The organism is Xanthomonas hawaiiensis (assembly GCF_031834635.1).
Taxonomy (GTDB): Bacteria; Pseudomonadota; Gammaproteobacteria; order Xanthomonadales; family Xanthomonadaceae; genus Xanthomonas_A; species Xanthomonas_A sacchari.
The window spans coordinates 4,832,881-4,850,303 of sequence record NZ_CP115873.1; the positions used below are offsets into that span (position 1 = coordinate 4,832,881).

Here is a 17,423-nt window from a genome sequence, read left to right on the forward strand (position 1 = left end):
CCTTAGCCGTCGACCAGGATCTGCAGCATCTCCACGCACGCCTGCGCATCGTGCTCGCCGACGTCCTTGCCGACGAAGGCATACACGGCGACGGCGCCGCGTTCGAAATGCCAGCGGCCGGCGCTGCCCTGGCGCGGCGGCGCGATCCAGCGCGGCACGAAGCCGGCCGCGACCAGCGCCTGGCGATACGCGGCCAACGATTGCGTGCATTGCGCCGGCGCCGCGCCCGGCGCGGGGGTGAAGCGCAGGTCCAGCCGCGACGGCGGGGCATCGTCGGCATCGGCGACCGATTCCAGCGTGTAGCCGCCACCGCCGGCGAGCGTGCCGGACGCGCTGAACGCATGTCCGCCTTCGTCCTCGACCTGCAGACCGGTCTGCGCCGCGACCTGCGCGGCGACCAGATCCTGCCTGCCGCCGATCGCCAGGATCAACCGTACTACGCCTTGTGCCAGGTGCTCTGGCGTCATCTCCGACATGCTCCGCTCCGTGTGTGCAGGGGTGATCGAGGGGGAAGAGGAATGCGCGCCGGCACAGGCGGCCAGCAGCGCGGTGGCCAGCAGTAGGGCTGTGCGCCGCGCCAGGCGTGTGCCGGCGGCGCGCCGCGGCATGCGGCCATTGCGATGAAACATCCGCTCCATGAAACGCCTCTCCGTCGAGCGCCTGCCGCGCACCGCAGCGCGGCCAGGCTTGGGTGTGCGATTGTAGCCAGCGCACCAGCACCGCGCAGCCCGCCGCTGCGCCGGCGCGTCAGTCCCAGTCAGCGCGACGCTGCCAGACAAAGCCGGGCAGATCGAGACGCTTGCGCGGCGTGCCGTCCCAGTCCACGGTGAAGCCGGCCGCGCGCAACGCCGCGGCGACCTGCTGGCCGACCGCCAGATCCGCCTCCTCGCGCCCTTCGAGATCGCCGAACGCCAGCATCAGCCCGCCGCCGTCGATCGCGCGCTCCATGTCCTGGCCGTGATAGAAGCAGTAGCCGTGGTAGCGCCGGTCCGGCGCGTCGGCCACCGCCTGGTTCACTTCGACGTGACCGTCGGACATGGTGTAGCCGGCATTGGCCAGCGCGCAGATCCCGGCGTCGTGCAGCCGCTCGAACAGCGCATCGAGCCGGTCGCAATCGGTCTGCGCCGGCCAGGTCTGCTCCGCCTGCTGCTTGGCCTGCCACTGGCTGGCGACCGAGGCGCGCAGCATCGTCTCGTCGCAGTCGTCCTCAAGGATGTCCTCGATCATTTCCTGGATCTCGTCCTGGGAATAGAACCCGGACCAGACCCACTTGCGGATCTCGTCGTACACGTAGGCATCGGATTCGTTCACGGTCGCTCCTGCGGTCTTCGGCGCATGCCGCGCGCACTGTAGCAGGGCCGTCGATCTGCTCTACGCGTTCATCTTGACGCTGCTGTCGCTGCCGACCTTGGGATTAGACTGATGCCCGGGATCTTTCCAGGGAACGGCGCTTGATGAGGCCCGTCTTCGGCTGGTTGTCGCTCGTGTCCGGCAGTTGGCTACTGAGCGCCGTTCTGAACGAACTCGCATCGCGTCACGGCCTGATCGCGCTGGCCCACGATCGCCGTGGCGAATGGTCCGTGGTGACGACACCCATCATCGCGAGTGTCGGCGTGTTGTCGAGTTACTGCGGTGCGCGTTGGCTGATCCTGAAGCACACCTGCAGGCCATGGCACGTCGCCGGCGCTGCCGTTCTGGTGGTGATCATCTCATTCTGTTGGCTGACGTGGCGCTTCCACCACGCCGTCTGATGATGGACGTTCAACCGCCCACAGCGTGGCACCGGCGGAGGCGTTGGCGGCGGTGTCGTTGCGGACCACGATTCCGCGCTGCGAACGTACGCCGTGCCCCCTTCTCCCCGGGGAACCCGGGGAGAGGCGTGGCGAGCGCGCTGCGGTCAGCAGCGCGCGCCGTCTCTGCGTCCTTAGCAGGCGTGTTCGACCAGTAACGGCGCCAGCTGACGCGGACCACGCCGGGAGGTCGAGGTACCGGCAGTGCCAAAGGGCTTGGCCTGGCGCCGCGCCGTCAGGTCCCCGTTGCTGCCGGACAGGACGAATACCTTCACCGCATCGCTCAGCTGGATCGCCTGCTCCTCCATCGCCTGGGCCGCCGCCGAGGCTTCTTCCACCAGGGCGGCGTTCTGCTGGGTGGCCTGGTCCATGTGGGTGATTGTCTGGGTGACCTGTTCGATGCCGCTCGACTGCTCCTGCGAGGCGGCCGAGATCTCGGTCATGAAGTCGGTCACGCGCTGCACGCTGACGACGATCTCGTGCATGGTGCTGCCGGCGCTGTTGACCAGGACCGAGCCGGCGTCCACCTTGCTCACCGAGTCGTCGATCAGCTGCTTGATCTCCTTGGCCGCATCGGCCGAGCGCTGCGCCAGTACCCGCACTTCGCTGGCGACCACGGCAAAACCGCGGCCCTGCTCCCCAGCACGCGCCGCCTCCACCGCGGCGTTGAGCGCGAGGATGTTGGTCTGGAAGGCGATGCCGTCGATCACGCCGATGATGTCGGCGATCCGCCTGGACGAGGTCTGGATGCCGTTCATCGTGTCGATGACCTGCGCCACCACCGCGCCGCCTTGCGACGCCACCGCGGTCGCGCCGATGGCCAACTGATTGGCCTGGCTGGCGCGTTCGGCATTCTGGCGCACGGTGGAGGTCAGCTCTTCCATCGAGGCGGCGGTTTCCTCCAGGCTGGCGGCCTGCTGCTCGGTGCGGCGCGACAGATCGGCGTTGCCGGCAGCGATCTCGCCGGCGGCGCCGGTGATCTGCCCGGACGCATGCTGGATGCGGCCGACGATCCCGGTCAGCTGGGCCACGGTGGCATCGGCATCCTCGCGCATCTGCGCGAACACGCCCTGGAACTGCCCCTCCATGCGCGTGGTCAGGTCGCCGCTGGCGATGTCCTGCAGCAGCTTGGACAGGGCCTGCAGATTGCCGTCGGTGGTCGCCATCAACTGGTTCAAGCCGTCGACCATGTCGCGGAAGTCGTACTGGAAGCGCGCGGTGTCGCCGCGCACGGCGAAATCGCCGGCGGCCGCGGCGTCGACCAGTTGCCCGATCTCGGCATTCATCGCCGACAGATTGCGCTTGACCTGATCCATGGTCTCGGTGAGCGCGGCCTGCTCGCCAGGCAGCCGATCCATGTCCTGCGACAGATCACCGATCGCATAGCGTCCCATGATCTCGAGCAGGCGCTGCTGGAGGCGCACGTGCATGTCGAGCAACGCATTGCTCTCCCGCACCATGCGGGCGTATTCGCCGGGAAACGCCTGCTCGTCCATGCGCTGGCTGACGTCGCCGCGCTCGTGGTGCCTGGCCACCTGCGACTGCGCCGCCATCACCGCCTGCAGCTGCGCCTGCATGCGGTCCATGCTGGTCAGCAGTCGGCCGGTCTCGTCCTTGGGCTGCGGCGGGATCCGATGATCAAGCCGGCCCTGGGCGATGGATTCGGCGATTTCGGTCGCGCGCCCGAGCGGCCCGGCCAGGCTGCGGGTGATCAGCACGCTCAAGGTCGCGCCGAGCACCGCAGCCAGCAGGCCGAACCCGATCAAGGCGCGATTGCTGAAGACCAGGGCCGCCTGGATCTGCTCGGAGCTGAGCGCGTTCTGCCGGATCTGCAGATCGACCGCGTTCTGGATCACCTCCACGCGCCGCGCCAGCAACGGCGCGGCATCGCCGTACAGCAGTTGCCTGGCCGCCTCGATCTCGCCGGCACCGGCCAACGCCAACACCCGGCTGTTGACCGACCGTGCGGCCGCCTGCGCGGCATGGATCTGCTTGCGCATGGCCAGACCTTCCGGCGTGCCTGGCAGGGCGTCCAGGGCCTGGCGAAGGCGGTCGTTGTCGGCACGGATCTCCTGGATCTTGGCGGCGATCGCCGGACGCTTGTCGGCCGGCGACAGCATCATGTCGCGCAGGTAGCGCTCGGCGCTCATATTGTTGCGCAGCATGGTGTACAGCAGGCCGGTCTTCTGATTGTTTTCGTGGACGATCTTGTCGACCGCCTGGCGCACGTTGTGGAACTGATAGAGCGCCAAGGTAGAGGACGCGCCAAGCAGGACGATCAGCAGGCCGAACGACAGCGCAAGGCGTTGACTCACCTTGAAGGAGTGAAAGAAGTGCACGTGTGGGGGACTCGCAAGGGGGGGTACCTCTATCGGTCTCAGCCCCGCGAACTTGACCCCAAGCGAGCGACCCAGGTCCCAAATCCGGAAAGTCGCAGGCGCAGACGTCGCAGCGCTGCACCACCGCGCGGCGCAGCCGATGCCCAGGAAAGCAGATACGCCACCGTATCGTCCGCAGCGCGCGCGGCAGGCGCGAACGGCGTTGTCGGCGCACACCGCTACGCGCGTGATGCCTGCAACGGCGAGGTCCGCGCGACATCGGCCGCCGCCTGGCAGACGTCGTCAGGCGCACCGGACAAGCTGTGGCGCATGCAGAGCGCACGGTCGCGGCGCGATCGCTCGGCGTTGCGGCCGCATGCGACGCGGGCTGGTCTGCGGCACGACGGCAGCGTCGCGCCGCCCGTGCCGCATTGCCGTGCGCCTGACGACGGCAGATCGACTTACTTGACCTCCACCGCGCCCAGGTCGCACACCGCGGTGTTGCGGGGATTGCCGCGCTGGTCGATGGCGGTGCAGCCGCTGCCGGCATTCAACGCCGGGCTGTTGGCCGCAGGCAGTTGGGTGAGGGTCGGTCCGCCGTTGTTGGCCGGGGTCGACAGCAGCGGATCGGCCGCTTTCACGTTGCCCGCGGCCAGGCAGGCGTTCGGCCAGACCGCGCCCTTGGCCGAGTACTCGATGAGGTTGTTGCCGGTGTTGCTCTGGTTGTTGCAGAACACGCGTTCGGTCTTGGAATACAGGATGCTGTTGCGCAGATCGAACCTGTCGCCGAACAGCGTCACCCACGGCGTGTTCTCGGCGAAGGTGACGTTGTTGAAGCGCACGCTGGGGCTGCCCTGGTCGCCGTTGGCCGGCTGCCAGCCGACATGCTGGATGGCCGCGCCCACGCCTTTCGCATAGTTGCCGTAGAAGGTGCTGTTGCTGACGTCGCAGGCACCGTAGCAATCCAGGTACAACGCGCCGGCATTGCCCTGTTCGGCCTTATTGGACAGGAAGCTGGTCTCGGCGACGTTGATGGTGCCCGGCGTGGTGATGGCGGTACCGGCATGCGAGGTGTAGGTGAAGCCCATGCTGATGCGCGCGCCGCCGCCCGGGCCGCCGGTGGCGACGTTGTTGGCGAAGGTCGAGTACTTCACGTCGATGGTGTCCGGCGCGTACGCCCACAGCGTGGCGCCGCCGGAGCCGTTGGCGGCGACGTTGTTGCGGACCACGGTGCCGCACATCGCCAGCGTGCCGCCGCTGCCGACGCCGCCCTTCAGGTAACCGGTCAGGGACGCGCCGTCGGTGTCGATCGCGCCGCCGCCACCGAAGTTGCCGGCATCGGGGAACCCTTGCGGCGCATTGATCGCCTGGTTGTTGGCGAATTCCGAGCCGACGATGGTCAGCCGGCTGAGCTGGGTGTACAGCGCGCCGCCAAGCCAGGAACTGTTCTTGTAGAAGCCGCTGCGGACGATGGTCACCTCGGCGTCGCTGCCGGCGAAGATGGCGCCGCCGCCGATGCTGCTGCGGTTGGCCAGGAACTGGCTGTTGATGACTTCCAGCTTGCCGCGGTAGCCGACCTTGATCGCGCCGCCGCCCCAGGTGCCCGGATCGTAGGCCTGGTTGGATGCCGGCTGCACCGAGCTGCCGTTCTGCAGTTTCAGGTTGCGCACCGACAGTGCGCTGCCGGCGTTGACCAGCAGGATCCGGGCGGACTGGCGGCCATCCAGGGTGATCCTGCCCTGGCCGTCGATCACGGTGGGTGCCGCCGCCGCGATGACGATCGAACGGTCCACGGCGATGCTGGTCGGCTTGGTGCCGCAGTTGAAGGTGATGTAGCCGCCTTGCGCGGCAGCGGTAGCCAGCGCGCTGGCGGTGCAACTGGCCTGCGTGCCGTTGCCGACCACGGTGGTCGCGGCCGGCAGCGCCCAGGCCTGCGGCACGCTGCATTGTGGCGCCGCGGGGACGGCGGCGATCGCCGTGGCGGTGGGCATGAGGGCGAAGACACCCAGCGCGCGTGCGCCGGTGATGAGGGAGAACGTCGTGGTCATGATCATGCTCGATAGGGTTGCGGGGGAAACAACACGACGCGCGACCGTCATTCGACTGTCATCCGCGTCGCTGACACCTCGAGTGCAACCGGCAGCTGCGCCGACCGGCGGCACAGGGTGCTTGAGCGCGTGTGGAGCGACCACAACGCAGGTAGCAGATCGCGCAATTGCGCGTCGCCCCGATGCGACAGTGTGCCGATCCGCGGCGCACGGCACGGTCTGGATGCGTCGCAAGGCACGTTCCCGTGCCGCACCCGATCGCGGCGTGCATGCGCGAGGCACCCGGCCCGCGCTACAGCGTGTCCAGGCGTTCGCGCAACTGCTGCGCCTGCGTCCGCAGCGCCTGCAGTTGCGCGGCCGGCAGCTTGCGCAACTGGCGGTAGACCATGTCCAGGCGGCGATTGCGGCCCAGCGTGTCCTGGTGCCGCGCGAAGAAGTCCCAGTACAGCGCGTTGTACGGACACGCACGCGCGCCGGTCTTCTGCCTGCGGTCGTAGCGGCAGCCCTGGCAGTAATCGCTCATCCGGTCGATGTAGGCCGCGCTGCTGACGTAGGGCTTGGTCGCGAGCAGGCCGCCGTCGGCGAACTGGCTCATGCCGACGGTGTTGGGCAGCTCGACCCATTCGAACGCATCGATGTAGACGCCCAGGTACCAGCGATGCACCGCCGCCGGGTCCAGGCCGGCGAGCAGGGCGAAGTTGCCGATCACCATCAGCCGCTGGATATGGTGCGCGTACGCGTCCTGCAGAGACTGGCCGATGGCGTGCTGCAGGCAGCGCATGTGGGTCTCGCCGGTCCAGAACCAGGCCGGCAGCGGCGTGTCGTGGCCGAGCGCATTGCGCGCGGCATAACCGGGCATGTGCGCCCAGTAGATGCCGCGCACGTACTCGCGCCAGCCGAGGATCTGCCGCACGAAACCCTCCACCGCCGCCAGCGGCGCGGCGCCGGCGCCGTAGGCCGCCAGCGCGCGCTGCACCACTTCCTGGGGCCGCAACATCTTGGTGTTGAGGGCGAAGGAAAGCTGCGCATGGAACAGGCGCGGACTGCGCGTGCTCATCGCGTCCTCGTAGCGACCGAAATGCGGCAGGCCCTCCGCGATGAAGCGATCAAGGCAGGCCAGCGCCTCGGCCCGGTTCAGCGGCCAGCGCAGCGCCTGGGCCTGCGGCTGGCCGAAACTGTCCACGCCGGCGGCCTGGATGGTGCTCCACAACGCGCGGTGGTCGTGCGTGGGACGCATATCCGGCGGAGCGGGCGGCTCGCCATGCCAGGGCTGGCGATTGTCGTGGTCGTAGTTCCACTGCCCGCCCTCCGGCGTGCCGTCATCCGCCAGCAGGATCCGGTGGCGCTTGCGCATGTGCCGGTAGAAGTGCTCCATCAACCACTGCGGGCGCCCGCGGAAGACATCCGCCACCTCGCCGCGGCGCGTGTAGAAGTGCATGCTGTCCACCGCCTCGACGACGAAGGCCTGCGCCGCACCCCACTGCCGCAGTTGCTGGTCCAGGCGCCATTCGTCCGGGTCCTGGTACTGCAGGCGCTGCGCACCGTAGTGCGCCATCAGCGCACCGAGATTGGCGGGGATGGACTGGCGGTTGCTGGCATCGTCGATGGCCACATAGCGCACGCGGTGGCCGGCGCCGCGCAGGTGCCGGGCGAAGTCGCGCATCGCGGCGAACACCGCCAGGATCTTCTGCGCATGGTGCAGGACGTAGTCGGTCTCCTGCCGGACTTCCATCAGCACATGCACCACGCCGGGATCGCGCACGGCGAACCAGGCGTGTTCGGGATCGAGCTGGTCGCCGAGCACCAGGCGCAGGGTGTGGGCGGTGGAGAGCACCGGACTCATGCAGGGCGGCACGCCTGCGGGCATGCGGTGCGCCAGCGCACGGCCCGGCGACTCATGGCGCCTCCGGCGCGCGCACGCGCTTGCGCTCGCCACGGCAACGGTCGGAGCAGTACTTCACCTCGTCCCAGACCTTCTCCCACTTCTTGCGCCAACGGAACGGCCGGCCGCAGTGCAGGCAGGGCTTTTCCGGCAGATCGTGTTTCTTGCGCATGCGCGATCCGCAGTTCACTCAGAGTCGCTGTCGCTTACGGCTGCGCCGGCCACTCGCGGAACACCACGCAGACCGTGCTGGGGTCGAGCATCGCGAACTCGCGTGCGCCCCAGGGCTTGAGCGCGACGGTACGGCAATTCGGATGCAGCCACTGCGGCGCACGTGCGGACAACTCCGCATAGATCGTGTCGATGCTGTCGGTTTCGATGCCCAGTTCCGGCCGGTCCTTCGCCGCCCACTCGGCGTTTTCCACCAGATAGGCCTTGGCGCCGTCGCGTGCGATCACGGCCATCGTGGCGTCCTGGTACAGCACCTGGAATCCCAGGCCGCCGACGAAGAAGTCCAGCCCGTCCTGCATGCGCGCGTAGAAGATCTTGGGGATGAGGTTCTTGAACATGGGGCGACCTTGCGTCCGTGACCAGCGGCGAGTGTAGCGGGCCGGTCCCGGCGCGGCATGGCGACAAAAAAAGCAGGGTCGCCGGATGCGTGCCGCGCGCCGAGGCTGGCGATGCCGCAGGCGGCTACACTGGCCAGCCTCCTTTCCGCCTCGATCCCAGCCATGACGTTCCGCTTCACCTGCAGCGCCTGCGATCAAGTCCACGAAGGCATGCCCGGCTTCAGCGTGGCGGCGCCACTGAGCTATGCGCTGATTCCGGAGGAGCAGCGCGCCGCCCGCTGCGAGCTGGGCTCGGACGATTGCGTGATCGACGAGGCTCACTTCTTCGTCCGCGGCTGCATCGAGATTCCCGTGCATGGCCACGCCGAGCCGTTTTCCTGGGGCGTGTGGGTCTCGCTCAGCGAGGCCAGCTACCTGCAGTGGATCCGCTGTTCCGATCAGCCGCAGCGTGCGCATGTGGGGCCGTTCTTCGGCTGGTTGAACACCCGCCTGTCGCCGTATCCGGACACCGCCGGCCTCAAGACACAGGTCCATCTGCGCAACGACGGCATTCGCCCATGGATCGAACTGGAGGCGACCGCGCATCCGCTCGCGGTCGAACAGCGTGAAGGCATCTCCGCGCAGCGGGTGGCCGAACTGTATGCGCTGATGACGCACACATCCATCTCCGTCGCGACGAACCTGGGGACGACGCCATGACGCTGTCGGGCGACGTCGCACGCCGCATAGGCACCGCCCCGAATCGGAGCAACACATGGGACATGAGTATCGCCTGACGTTTGCCGGCGCCGATCCAGCAAAGACACGGCATGCCATCGGCCAGCTGCCGGGCCTGGAAGATGCCGAGTCACGCGATGCCGGCGCCGCCGCCGCGCCGGCACGACCGATGCCGGACGCGATGATGTGGTGCACGGCCGATGGCCTGCTCTTCTGCGCAAACACCAGCGAGGGACCGCGCTGCCTCGGCACCGTCATCGCCCGCCTGACCAGCACGTTCGGGACGGTCGAGGTGGCGGAATTGGAGTGACCCGCAACGCCGCCCGCGCGGTGCTGTGCCAGCCCCGCCGACTACACTACCGTCGATGACCTCGCCCCTGCCCCTGCCGCCGCTGCAGCCGCTCGCCGACCCCGCACCGCCTGCCGGCCGCAACCCCGCGGCACTGGGCAAGCGCCTGTGCCGGCAGGTCGGCCAGGCCATCGCCGATTTCGGCATGATCGGCGCCGGCGACAAGGTCATGGTGTGCCTGTCCGGCGGCAAGGACAGCTACACCCTGCTGGACATCCTGCTGCAGCTGCAGCGCAAGGCGCCGGTGCCGTTCGAGCTGGTGGCGGTGAACCTGGACCAGAAGCAGCCGGGCTTTCCCGCCGATGTGCTGCCGACCTACCTGCGCCAGCGCGGCGTGCCCTGGCATGTGATCGAGCAGGACACCTATTCGGTGGTCACCCGGGTGGTGCCGGAAGGCAAGACCCTGTGTTCGCTGTGCTCGCGGCTGCGCCGAGGCGCGCTGTACCGCTACGCGGCGGAGCACGGCTTCACCAAGATCGCGCTGGGCCACCACCGCGACGACATCGTCGCCACGTTCTTCATGAACCTGTTCTTCCACGCCAAGCTGGCGGCGATGGCCCCGGTGCTGCGCAGCGACGATGGCCGCCACGTGGTGATCCGGCCGCTGGCCTATGTGCGCGAGGCCGACATCGCCGCCTACGCGCAGGCGCAGGCCTTCCCGCTGATCCCGTGCACGCTGTGCGGCAGCCAGGAGACGCTGCAGCGCCGCCAGGTCGGGCAACTGCTGCAGCAATGGGACCGGGAGCATCCGGGGCGGGTGGAGCAGATCGCCCGCGCGCTGGGCAACGTGCATCCGGCGCAACTGGCCGACCGCGCGCTGTTCGACTTCGCCGCGCTCGGCGGCGCCGCCATGGCGCCGGCCGGCGCCTGGACGGACGAGGCGCCGGGCTGAGCCACCTCGCTGAACCGCCCGATGCGGTACCCGGGCGGGCACGATGCGACAATGGCCACCGCTCCCCGGCGCGCGCCGCCGGACCGTTCCGTTTCCTTCCGCTGGATGCTCGATGTTCTTTCGCAATCTGACCCTGTTCCGCTTTCCCGCCACGCTCGACTTCTCCGAGGTCGAAAAGCTCCTGCCGGAGGCCCAGCTCAAATCGGTCGGCCCGCTGGAAATGAGTTCGCGCGGCTTCATCTCCCCGTTCGGCCGCGACGAGCAGGAAGCGCTGTCGCACCGCATCGCCGATTTCCTGTGGCTGACCGTCGGCGGCGAGGACAAGATCCTGCCCGGCTCGGTGGTCAACGACCTGCTCGCGCGCAAGGTCGCCGAGATCGAGGAGAAGGAAGGCCGGCGCCCCGGCGGCCGCGCGCGCAAGCGGCTCAAGGACGACCTGATCCATGAACTGCTGCCGCGCGCCTTCGTCAAGTCCTCGCGCACCGACGCCATGCTCGACCTGCAGCACGGCTATGTCGCCGTGGACACCTCCAGCCGCAAGACCGGCGAGAACGTGATGTCTGAGATCCGCGGCCTGCTCGGCAGCTTCCCGGCGCTGCCGCTGAACGCCGAGGTGGCGCCGCGCTCGATCCTCACCGGCTGGATCGCCGGCGAACCGCTGCCCGAAGGCCTGAGCCTGGGCGAAGAATGCGAGATGAAGGATCCGATCGAAGGCGGCGCGGTGGTCAAGTGCCAGCACCAGGAACTGCGCTGCGACGAGATCGACAAGCACCTGGAAGCCGGCAAGCAGGTCACCAAGCTGGCGCTGGTGCTCGACGACCACGTGTCCTTCGTGCTCGGCGACGACCTGGTGATCCGCAAGCTGAAGTTCCTCGACGGTGCGCTGGACCAGCTCGAGCATGCCGACCAGGACGGCATGCGCGCCGAACTGGACGCGCGCTTCGCGCTGATGAGCGCCGAGGTGCGGCGCCTGTTCCTGCTGCTGGAAGCGGCGCTGAAGCTGAGCAAGGCCGACTGATGCCGCGGCGGAGGCGGCCGCACGCGGCTGTCACCGTGCGCACCCGCACCGGCGGTATGCTGTGCCCATGCCCGATCTGCTCCGTCGCCTGATCGCGCCGCCCCCGGCGGCCGTCGAACGCGACCTCGTCCGCTTCCGCCTGGACGAGCGCGATGTCGAGGTGCTGCGCGTGCGCGACCCGCGCGCGCGCCGCATCAAGCTCAGCGTGGACGAGCGCGGCGCGCGCCTGACCCTGCCGCTGCGCGCCAGCCTGGTCGCCGGCGAGCGCTTCCTGCTGGAGAACCGGCAGTGGCTGGCGCAGCAACTGTCGCGCTATGTCGCCGCCGAGACGCTGGCGCCGCTGCGCCCGGGCGAGGCTGGCGAACTGCCGCTGCGCGGGCAATCGCTGCCGGTGGCCTGGCACGACGCCCGCTACGCGCGCATCGCGCTCGTCGATGGCGTGGCCCAGGTGCACCTGCCGCCGCGCGGCGGCGATGCGGCGCTGCGCCGCGCGCTGCGCGATTTCTACGAAGCGCAGGCCCGCGCCGACGTCGGCCGCTGGCTGCCGCGCTACCTGCCGTCGCTGCCGCGCGCCCCGCGCGCGGTGCGCTACAAGGTGATGTCCTCGCAGTGGGGCTCGCTGGCGCCCGACGGCAGCATGGCGCTGGACCTGGCACTGGTGCTGGGGCGGCCCTCGGCGTTCGAGTACGTGCTGGTGCACGAGCTCTGCCACCTGATCCAGGCCAACCACTCGCCGGCGTTCTGGCACGAAGTGGAAGCGCGCTTCCCGGATTGGCGCGCCGAGCGCACCTGGTTCCACCAGCACGGCCGCCAGCTCAAGGCGCATCTGCGCTGGCTGCTGCGGCCGGAGCGCGACTGAAACGCGCATCCACGAACGGTGGGAAACGCGCCGTAGGAGCGGCTTCGGCCGCGACGGGCGTTCTCGGTAAGGCCCGTCGCGGCTGAAGCCGCTCCTACAAGCCAGGCTGCACACGACAGGCTTGGGCGAAAGCACGTTCTTCGGAGCGCTTGAAGACGCTGCGGCTGGTGTGCCCAGACCGCGGCTGAACACCGAACATCGCGGTGCGCGCGGCGTCAGCGGCGAGGGTGCGGTGGGGTCGCGAATCGGACAAGCATGCTGCGCTGCGGCACGAGATGGCGCGACGCGGATGCGAACAGGCGGGATACAGAAGGTGGGTCGGTGCGCCACTGCGGGCGCATCGCGGTGGGTTGGCCCAGCGCTGCGGAAGCAGAACTCCATGCAGCGCCCGGTAGGCCCCCTCTCCTCCCGCCTACCGCAAATCAGGCGCGACCTCCGGCGCCAGCGAGGCGGTACGGTCCGAGCGGCGCTACGCCGGCATGTCAGGACGCCGGGATCGAGCCGCGAACACAGGACGTATCGCGTCTACGCCTGTTGACGGCAGGCGCGGGCGCAACTTAAGCGAAAATTCTTTTACACACAAGCTTCACGATCAGTGTGTAGGGGGCGCCCCGACAGCGCTGTCCGCAGGCCCCTGACACGCGCGGATGCGAGGTGGCGATGGACGACCACGGGTCGCTGCCCGCGCTGCGCCCGACGTCCCGCTGACACCGCCGCATCAAGCGCTGCGCGCGTACTCGAAGCCGACCGGCGCAGGCTGGATTGCCAGCGCCGGCAGTTCCTCCTCCGCACGCAGCACCGACGGCGCAGTACCGGCCAGCCGGAACACCGCCACCGCTTCGCTCAGGCTGCCGGCCTGCTGCTCCAAGGCGTGCGACGCCGCAGTGGCCTGTTCCACCAACGCCAGGTTCTGCTGGGTGCTGCGGTCCATCTGCGCCATCGCCTGGCCCACTTCTTCGATGCCGGCGGCCTGTTCCTGCGAGGCCGCCGCGATCCCCGCCATCAACGCATTGACCTCGCTCACCGAGGCCAGCACGCGGCCCATGGTGCGGCCGGCGTCGTGCACCTGCGCCGAGGCCACCGCCACCTGGTCCACCGACGCCTCGATCAGGCGCTTGATCTCCTTGGCCGCATCGGCCGAGCGCTGCGCCAGCGCGCGCACCTCGCTGGCGACCACCGCGAAGCCGCGGCCCTGCTCGCCGGCGCGCGCGGCTTCCACCGCCGCATTGAGCGCGAGGATGTTGGTCTGGAAGGCGATGCCGTCGATCACCCCGATGATCTCGCCGATCTTGCGCGAGGCCGCTTCCACGCCCTGCATCGTACCGACCGCCGCATCGATCGACGCCCCGCCTTGGCCGGCCACGGTCGCCGCCGCATCGGCCAGCGCGTTGGCGTGGTGCGCATGCGTGGCGTTCTGGCGCACGGTCTCGGTCAGGCGCGCCGCGGCGCGTGCGGTGCGCTCCAGCGTGCCGGCCTGTTCGGCGCTGCGCTGCGACAGGTCCTGGTGGCCGCCGGCGATGGCGCCTGCCTCGGCGTCGATCGCCGCGGCCGCGTGCTGGATGCCGGCCACGATCGACGCCAGTTGGTCGGCGCTGGCGTTGGCGTCGTCGCGCATGTCGGCGAACACGCCGCGGAAGTCGCCGTGCATGCGCACACCCAGGTCGCCGCTGGCGATGGCGCGCAGCAACCCGGACAACTGGCCCAGGTTGCCATCCACCGTCGCCATCAGCTGGTTGAGGCTCTCGAGCATGATGCGGAAATCGTGCTGATGCGCGCCTAGGTCGGCGCGTGCGCTGAAGTCGCCGGCCGCGGCGGCCTCGGCCAGGTGCCAGATGTCGCGGCTGAGCGTGCCGAGGTTGGCCTTGATCGCATCCATCGCCTCGGAGATCGCGGCCTGCTCGCCGGGCAGGCGCGGCATGTCCTCGCTGAGATCGCCGATGGCGTAGCGCCGCATCAGCGCCACCATCGACTGCGCGGTGCCCACGTGCAGGTCGACCAGCGCATTGGCGTCGCGCAGCAACTGGCCGTAGTCGCCCGGGAACGCCGCCGCCTCGCCGCGGCAGGCGATGGCACCGTCGGCATGCCGTTGCGCCATCCGCCGCTGCTCCGCGAGCACGGCGCGCAGCTGGGTCTGCATGGTCTGCATGCTGCGCAGCAGGTCGGCGGCCTCGTCGTTGCCCTGTGCCGGCACCACGGCATCGAGTTGTCCGGCGGCGATGGCCGCGGCGACGCGGGTGCCTTCGCGCAGCGGCCGCACCAGGCTCTGGGTGATGCACCAGCCCAGCCAGGCGCTGACCGCCAGCAACAGGCCGCCGCCGAGCAGCAGCAACCAGCGCGCGCGGGCCATGGTGGTCACCGCCTGCGCATAGGAGCCGTCGCTGAGCGTGCGCAGGTGCGCCGCATTGCGCTGGATCGCCTGTTGCCACTGCGCCAGCAGCGGCTGCAGCGTGTACAGGTGCAGGGTCTGCGCATCCAGGTTCTGGTTGTCGGCGGCCAGGGCCAGCACCTGCGACTGGAACGGCTGCACCTGCACGTAGGCCTTGTCGATCGCCGCGCGCAGCTGCGCACCGGTGCGGTCGGCCGGGTCCAGGCGCAGCGCGAACAGTGTGCGCCGCGCCTGCGTGTAGTCGCGCTGGGCGTCGCCGATGGCGCGCACCACCGCCTGCTTCTCGTCGGGATTGGTCAGGATCACATCGTTGAGCAGGCCGATCTCCAGCCGCGCCTGCGCCGCGACCATGGCGTTGGACAGGCGGATCTTCTCCATCTTGTCCAGTGCGATGTCGTCGAGCTGCTGCCGCGCCAGCGCCATCGACGCCAGGCTGGCCACGATCAGGGCGCCGCAGATCAACAGCAGGGCAGCGAAGGCGAAGGTCAGGCGCGGGCCGACCCGGTAGCGGCGAAGGAGGTGGATCATGGGAAGCGCGGCGTAGGGCGGAAGGTGCGCGCTACGCTGTGCGCGGAAGTTTTCCGAACCGCGACGGCACGGCGACAACATGCCGAACTGTGACGCCGGAAAGCGCACGAGCGCGGCGGGCTGCACAGCGCCGGTGAGGCCTGCGTTGCAGTCCGCGTGCGCGGTGCGCGACGGAGCGATGGCGCCGCAGGCGCGCACTGCGGCGCGGCCGCCTCAGAGGAAGTCGTGCAGCAACGCGGCCACTGCCGCCGGTTGTTCCATGTGCAGGTGGTGGGTGCCGGGCAGCGTGTGCACCCGGCCGTCGCGCAGGCACGCGGCGCGCTGCAGGCGCAGCGGCTCGGGCAGCATGTCCTGGGCCGGATCGGCGAACACCACCGCGGTCGGGCATTCGATGCCGCGCAGCAGCGCCTGCATCTGCGACTCGGTCGCGCGGATCGCCGTCGGCAGGGTCAGGCGGCGGTCGCTGCGCCATACGTAGCCGCCGTCCACCGCGCGCACGCCGCGTTCCACCAGCAGCCGCGCCGCCGGCTCGCTGAGCTGGTTGGCCAGCATCCGCGCCCGTACCGGCGCGGCCAGGTCGGGGAACACGCGCAACGGCGTGGCGCTGGCGCGGCGCGTGCTGGCGACGCTGTTGCGCAGCCGCTCCACCGCGCCGGCCTCGCTCTCGGCCAGGCCGCCCAACATCTCGATCGCCACGAACTTGGCGATGCGCTGCGGCGCTGCGGCCGCGAGCAGGCTGGCGATGGCCGCGCCCATCGAGTGGCCGATCAGCACGAAGCGCTCCCAGCCCAGCGCATCGGCCGCGTCCAGCACCGGGTGCAGGGCGCTGGCCAGCAGGTACTCGGCGCCATCGGGCAGATCACTGCTGTGGCCGTGGCCGGGCAGGTCCAGCATCACCAGATCCCACTGCGGCAGGTGCCGGCTCAGCGGCACGAAGCTGGCGGCGTTGTCGAGCCAGCCGTGCAAGGCCAGCGCCTTCGGCCCCTGCGGATCGCCGCTGCGCAATCCGGCCAGCGCGCCCACCCGCGACGGGCAGGCGAAAGGGCGCACGCTCATGCGGCGCGGGCCGCCAGTTGCGCCAGCGCGCGCGCGTGCGCCGGGGCGTCGTTGAGGCAGGGGATGTAGCGCACCTGCATGCCGCGTTCGGCGCAGGTCTCGACGAAGCCCATCGCCACTTCTTCCAGAGTTTCCAGGCAATCGGTGGCGAAGCCGGGACAGAGCACGTCCACCTGCTTGACCCCCTGCGCGGCCAGTTCCCACAGCCGCGGCTCGGCATACGGGCGCAGCCAGCGCTCGGCGCCGAAGCGCGACTGGTAGCCCAGCTCCCACTGCCCGGCCCCCAGGCCCAGCGCGGCGGCGATCGCCTGCGCGCTGGCTTCGCAGCGCTGCGGGTAGGGATCGCCGTTGTTGGCCACGCGCTGCGGCAGGCCGTGGAAGGAGAAGAACAGGCGCTCGCCGCGGCCGTGCTGCGCCCAGTGCGCGCGCACGCTGTCGGCCACCGCGGCGACCCAGGCCGGATCGGTCGGGTAGTCCTCGATCAGGTGCACCGGCAGCTGCGGATGGCGCGCCTGCCAGGCCTGCACCACGTCCTCGATCGAGGCGGTGGTGGTGGTCGAATACTGCGGGTACAGCGGCAGCACCACGATCCGGCGCACGCCCGCCTCGCGCAGCGCGTCCAGGGCCGGCGCCAGCGCCGGCGCGCCGTAGCGCATCGCCCAGGCCACACGGTGCCCGGGCAACTCGCGCTGCATGCCCTCGGCCAGGCGCCGGGTATACACCGCCAGCGGCGAGCCGTCCGCCAGCCACACCTGCGCGTACTTCTCGGCCGACTTGGGCGAGCGCCGCGGCAGGATCACCCAGTGCAGCAACGGCCACCAGAACAGCCGCGGGATCGCGACCACGCGCTTGTCGCCGAGGAACTCGGCCAGGTAACGGGCGACCGCAGGCGCGGTGGGCGCCTCGGGCGTGCCTAGATTCACCACCAGGATGGCGGTCTCGGGTGCGTCGGACATGCGCGCATTGTGGCAGAGCGGGCGCGCCGCGGCGTGTCGATCCGCTCGATCGCGG

16 protein-coding genes are annotated in these 17,423 nt (G+C 69.9%); 6 read left to right on the forward strand and 10 right to left on the reverse strand.

What is annotated here, in order from left to right; genetic code table 11:
- Nucleotides 1–2 precede the first annotated feature (2 nt).
- A complete protein-coding gene (locus PG878_RS20570; RefSeq protein ID WP_244663610.1) occupies nt 3–476 on the reverse strand; it encodes a hypothetical protein in 474 nt (157 codons plus the stop codon).
- 271 nt (nt 477–747) lie between these two features.
- A complete protein-coding gene (locus tag PG878_RS20575) occupies nt 748–1,311 on the reverse strand; it encodes a DUF6891 domain-containing protein (RefSeq protein ID WP_209030039.1) in 564 nt (187 codons plus the stop codon).
- A 143-nt stretch (nt 1,312–1,454) separates the two neighbouring features.
- On the opposite strand from PG878_RS20575, the gene PG878_RS20580 reads away from it, so the two are divergent.
- Entirely contained in the window at nt 1,455–1,751 is a 297-nt protein-coding gene (locus PG878_RS20580) for a hypothetical protein (protein WP_209030038.1), read from the forward strand.
- Nucleotides 1,752–1,924: 173 nt separating this feature from the next.
- On the opposite strand, the gene PG878_RS20585 is transcribed toward PG878_RS20580, so the two are convergent.
- From PG878_RS20585 to PG878_RS20605, 5 genes are all read right to left on the reverse strand, one after another.
- Nucleotides 1,925–4,129, reverse strand: coding sequence for a methyl-accepting chemotaxis protein (locus tag PG878_RS20585; protein ID WP_209030037.1), 2,205 nt, complete (start codon nt 4,127–4,129; stop codon nt 1,925–1,927).
- 440 nt (nt 4,130–4,569) lie between these two features.
- Nucleotides 4,570–6,162 (reverse strand): choice-of-anchor Q domain-containing protein, encoded by a 1,593-nt coding sequence (locus tag PG878_RS20590; RefSeq protein WP_209030036.1) that lies wholly within the window; start codon nt 6,160–6,162, stop codon nt 4,570–4,572.
- A gap of 286 nt (nt 6,163–6,448) precedes the next feature.
- On the reverse strand, nt 6,449–7,999 hold the full coding sequence (locus tag PG878_RS20595) for a cryptochrome/photolyase family protein (protein WP_209030035.1): 1,551 nt from the start codon (nt 7,997–7,999) through the stop codon (nt 6,449–6,451).
- 52 nt (nt 8,000–8,051) lie between these two features.
- Nucleotides 8,052–8,210, reverse strand: coding sequence for a DUF2256 domain-containing protein (locus tag PG878_RS20600; RefSeq protein WP_017907947.1), 159 nt, complete (start codon nt 8,208–8,210; stop codon nt 8,052–8,054).
- 34 nt (nt 8,211–8,244) lie between these two features.
- Nucleotides 8,245–8,607: a VOC family protein gene (locus PG878_RS20605; protein ID WP_209030034.1), complete on the reverse strand. Its 363-nt coding sequence runs from the start codon at nt 8,605–8,607 to the stop codon at nt 8,245–8,247.
- Nucleotides 8,608–8,769: 162 nt separating this feature from the next.
- On the opposite strand from PG878_RS20605, the gene PG878_RS20610 reads away from it, so the two are divergent.
- From PG878_RS20610 to PG878_RS20630, 5 genes are all read left to right on the forward strand, one after another.
- Nucleotides 8,770–9,306: a DUF2199 domain-containing protein gene (locus PG878_RS20610; protein WP_209030033.1), complete on the forward strand. Its 537-nt coding sequence runs from the start codon at nt 8,770–8,772 to the stop codon at nt 9,304–9,306.
- Between the two features lie 55 nt (nt 9,307–9,361).
- Nucleotides 9,362–9,634, forward strand: coding sequence for a hypothetical protein (locus tag PG878_RS20615; RefSeq protein ID WP_244672488.1), 273 nt, complete (start codon nt 9,362–9,364; stop codon nt 9,632–9,634).
- 55 nt (nt 9,635–9,689) lie between these two features.
- Nucleotides 9,690–10,565, forward strand: a complete 876-nt coding sequence (gene ttcA, locus PG878_RS20620; protein WP_209030032.1) for a tRNA 2-thiocytidine(32) synthetase TtcA — start codon at nt 9,690–9,692, stop codon at nt 10,563–10,565.
- A 112-nt stretch (nt 10,566–10,677) separates the two neighbouring features.
- Nucleotides 10,678–11,583 carry a recombination-associated protein RdgC gene (locus PG878_RS20625; RefSeq protein ID WP_209030031.1) on the forward strand — a complete coding sequence of 302 codons (906 nt, stop codon included), beginning with the start codon at nt 10,678–10,680 and terminating at the stop codon, nt 11,581–11,583.
- 67 nt (nt 11,584–11,650) lie between these two features.
- A complete protein-coding gene (locus tag PG878_RS20630) occupies nt 11,651–12,442 on the forward strand; it encodes a YgjP family zinc-dependent metalloprotease (RefSeq protein WP_209030030.1) in 792 nt (263 codons plus the stop codon).
- A gap of 718 nt (nt 12,443–13,160) precedes the next feature.
- Here PG878_RS20630 and PG878_RS20635 read toward each other — a convergent pair.
- From PG878_RS20635 to hemH, 3 genes are all read right to left on the reverse strand, one after another.
- On the reverse strand, nt 13,161–15,356 hold the full coding sequence (locus PG878_RS20635; RefSeq protein ID WP_209030029.1) for a methyl-accepting chemotaxis protein: 2,196 nt from the start codon (nt 15,354–15,356) through the stop codon (nt 13,161–13,163).
- A gap of 213 nt (nt 15,357–15,569) precedes the next feature.
- Nucleotides 15,570–16,412 carry an alpha/beta fold hydrolase gene (locus PG878_RS20640; protein ID WP_209030028.1) on the reverse strand — a complete coding sequence of 281 codons (843 nt, stop codon included), beginning with the start codon at nt 16,410–16,412 and terminating at the stop codon, nt 15,570–15,572.
- Entirely contained in the window at nt 16,409–17,368 is a 960-nt protein-coding gene (gene hemH, locus PG878_RS20645) for a ferrochelatase (protein WP_209030027.1), read from the reverse strand. Before hemH ends, PG878_RS20640 begins: the two co-directional genes overlap by 4 nt.
- Between the last annotated feature and the right edge of the window lie 55 nt (nt 17,369–17,423).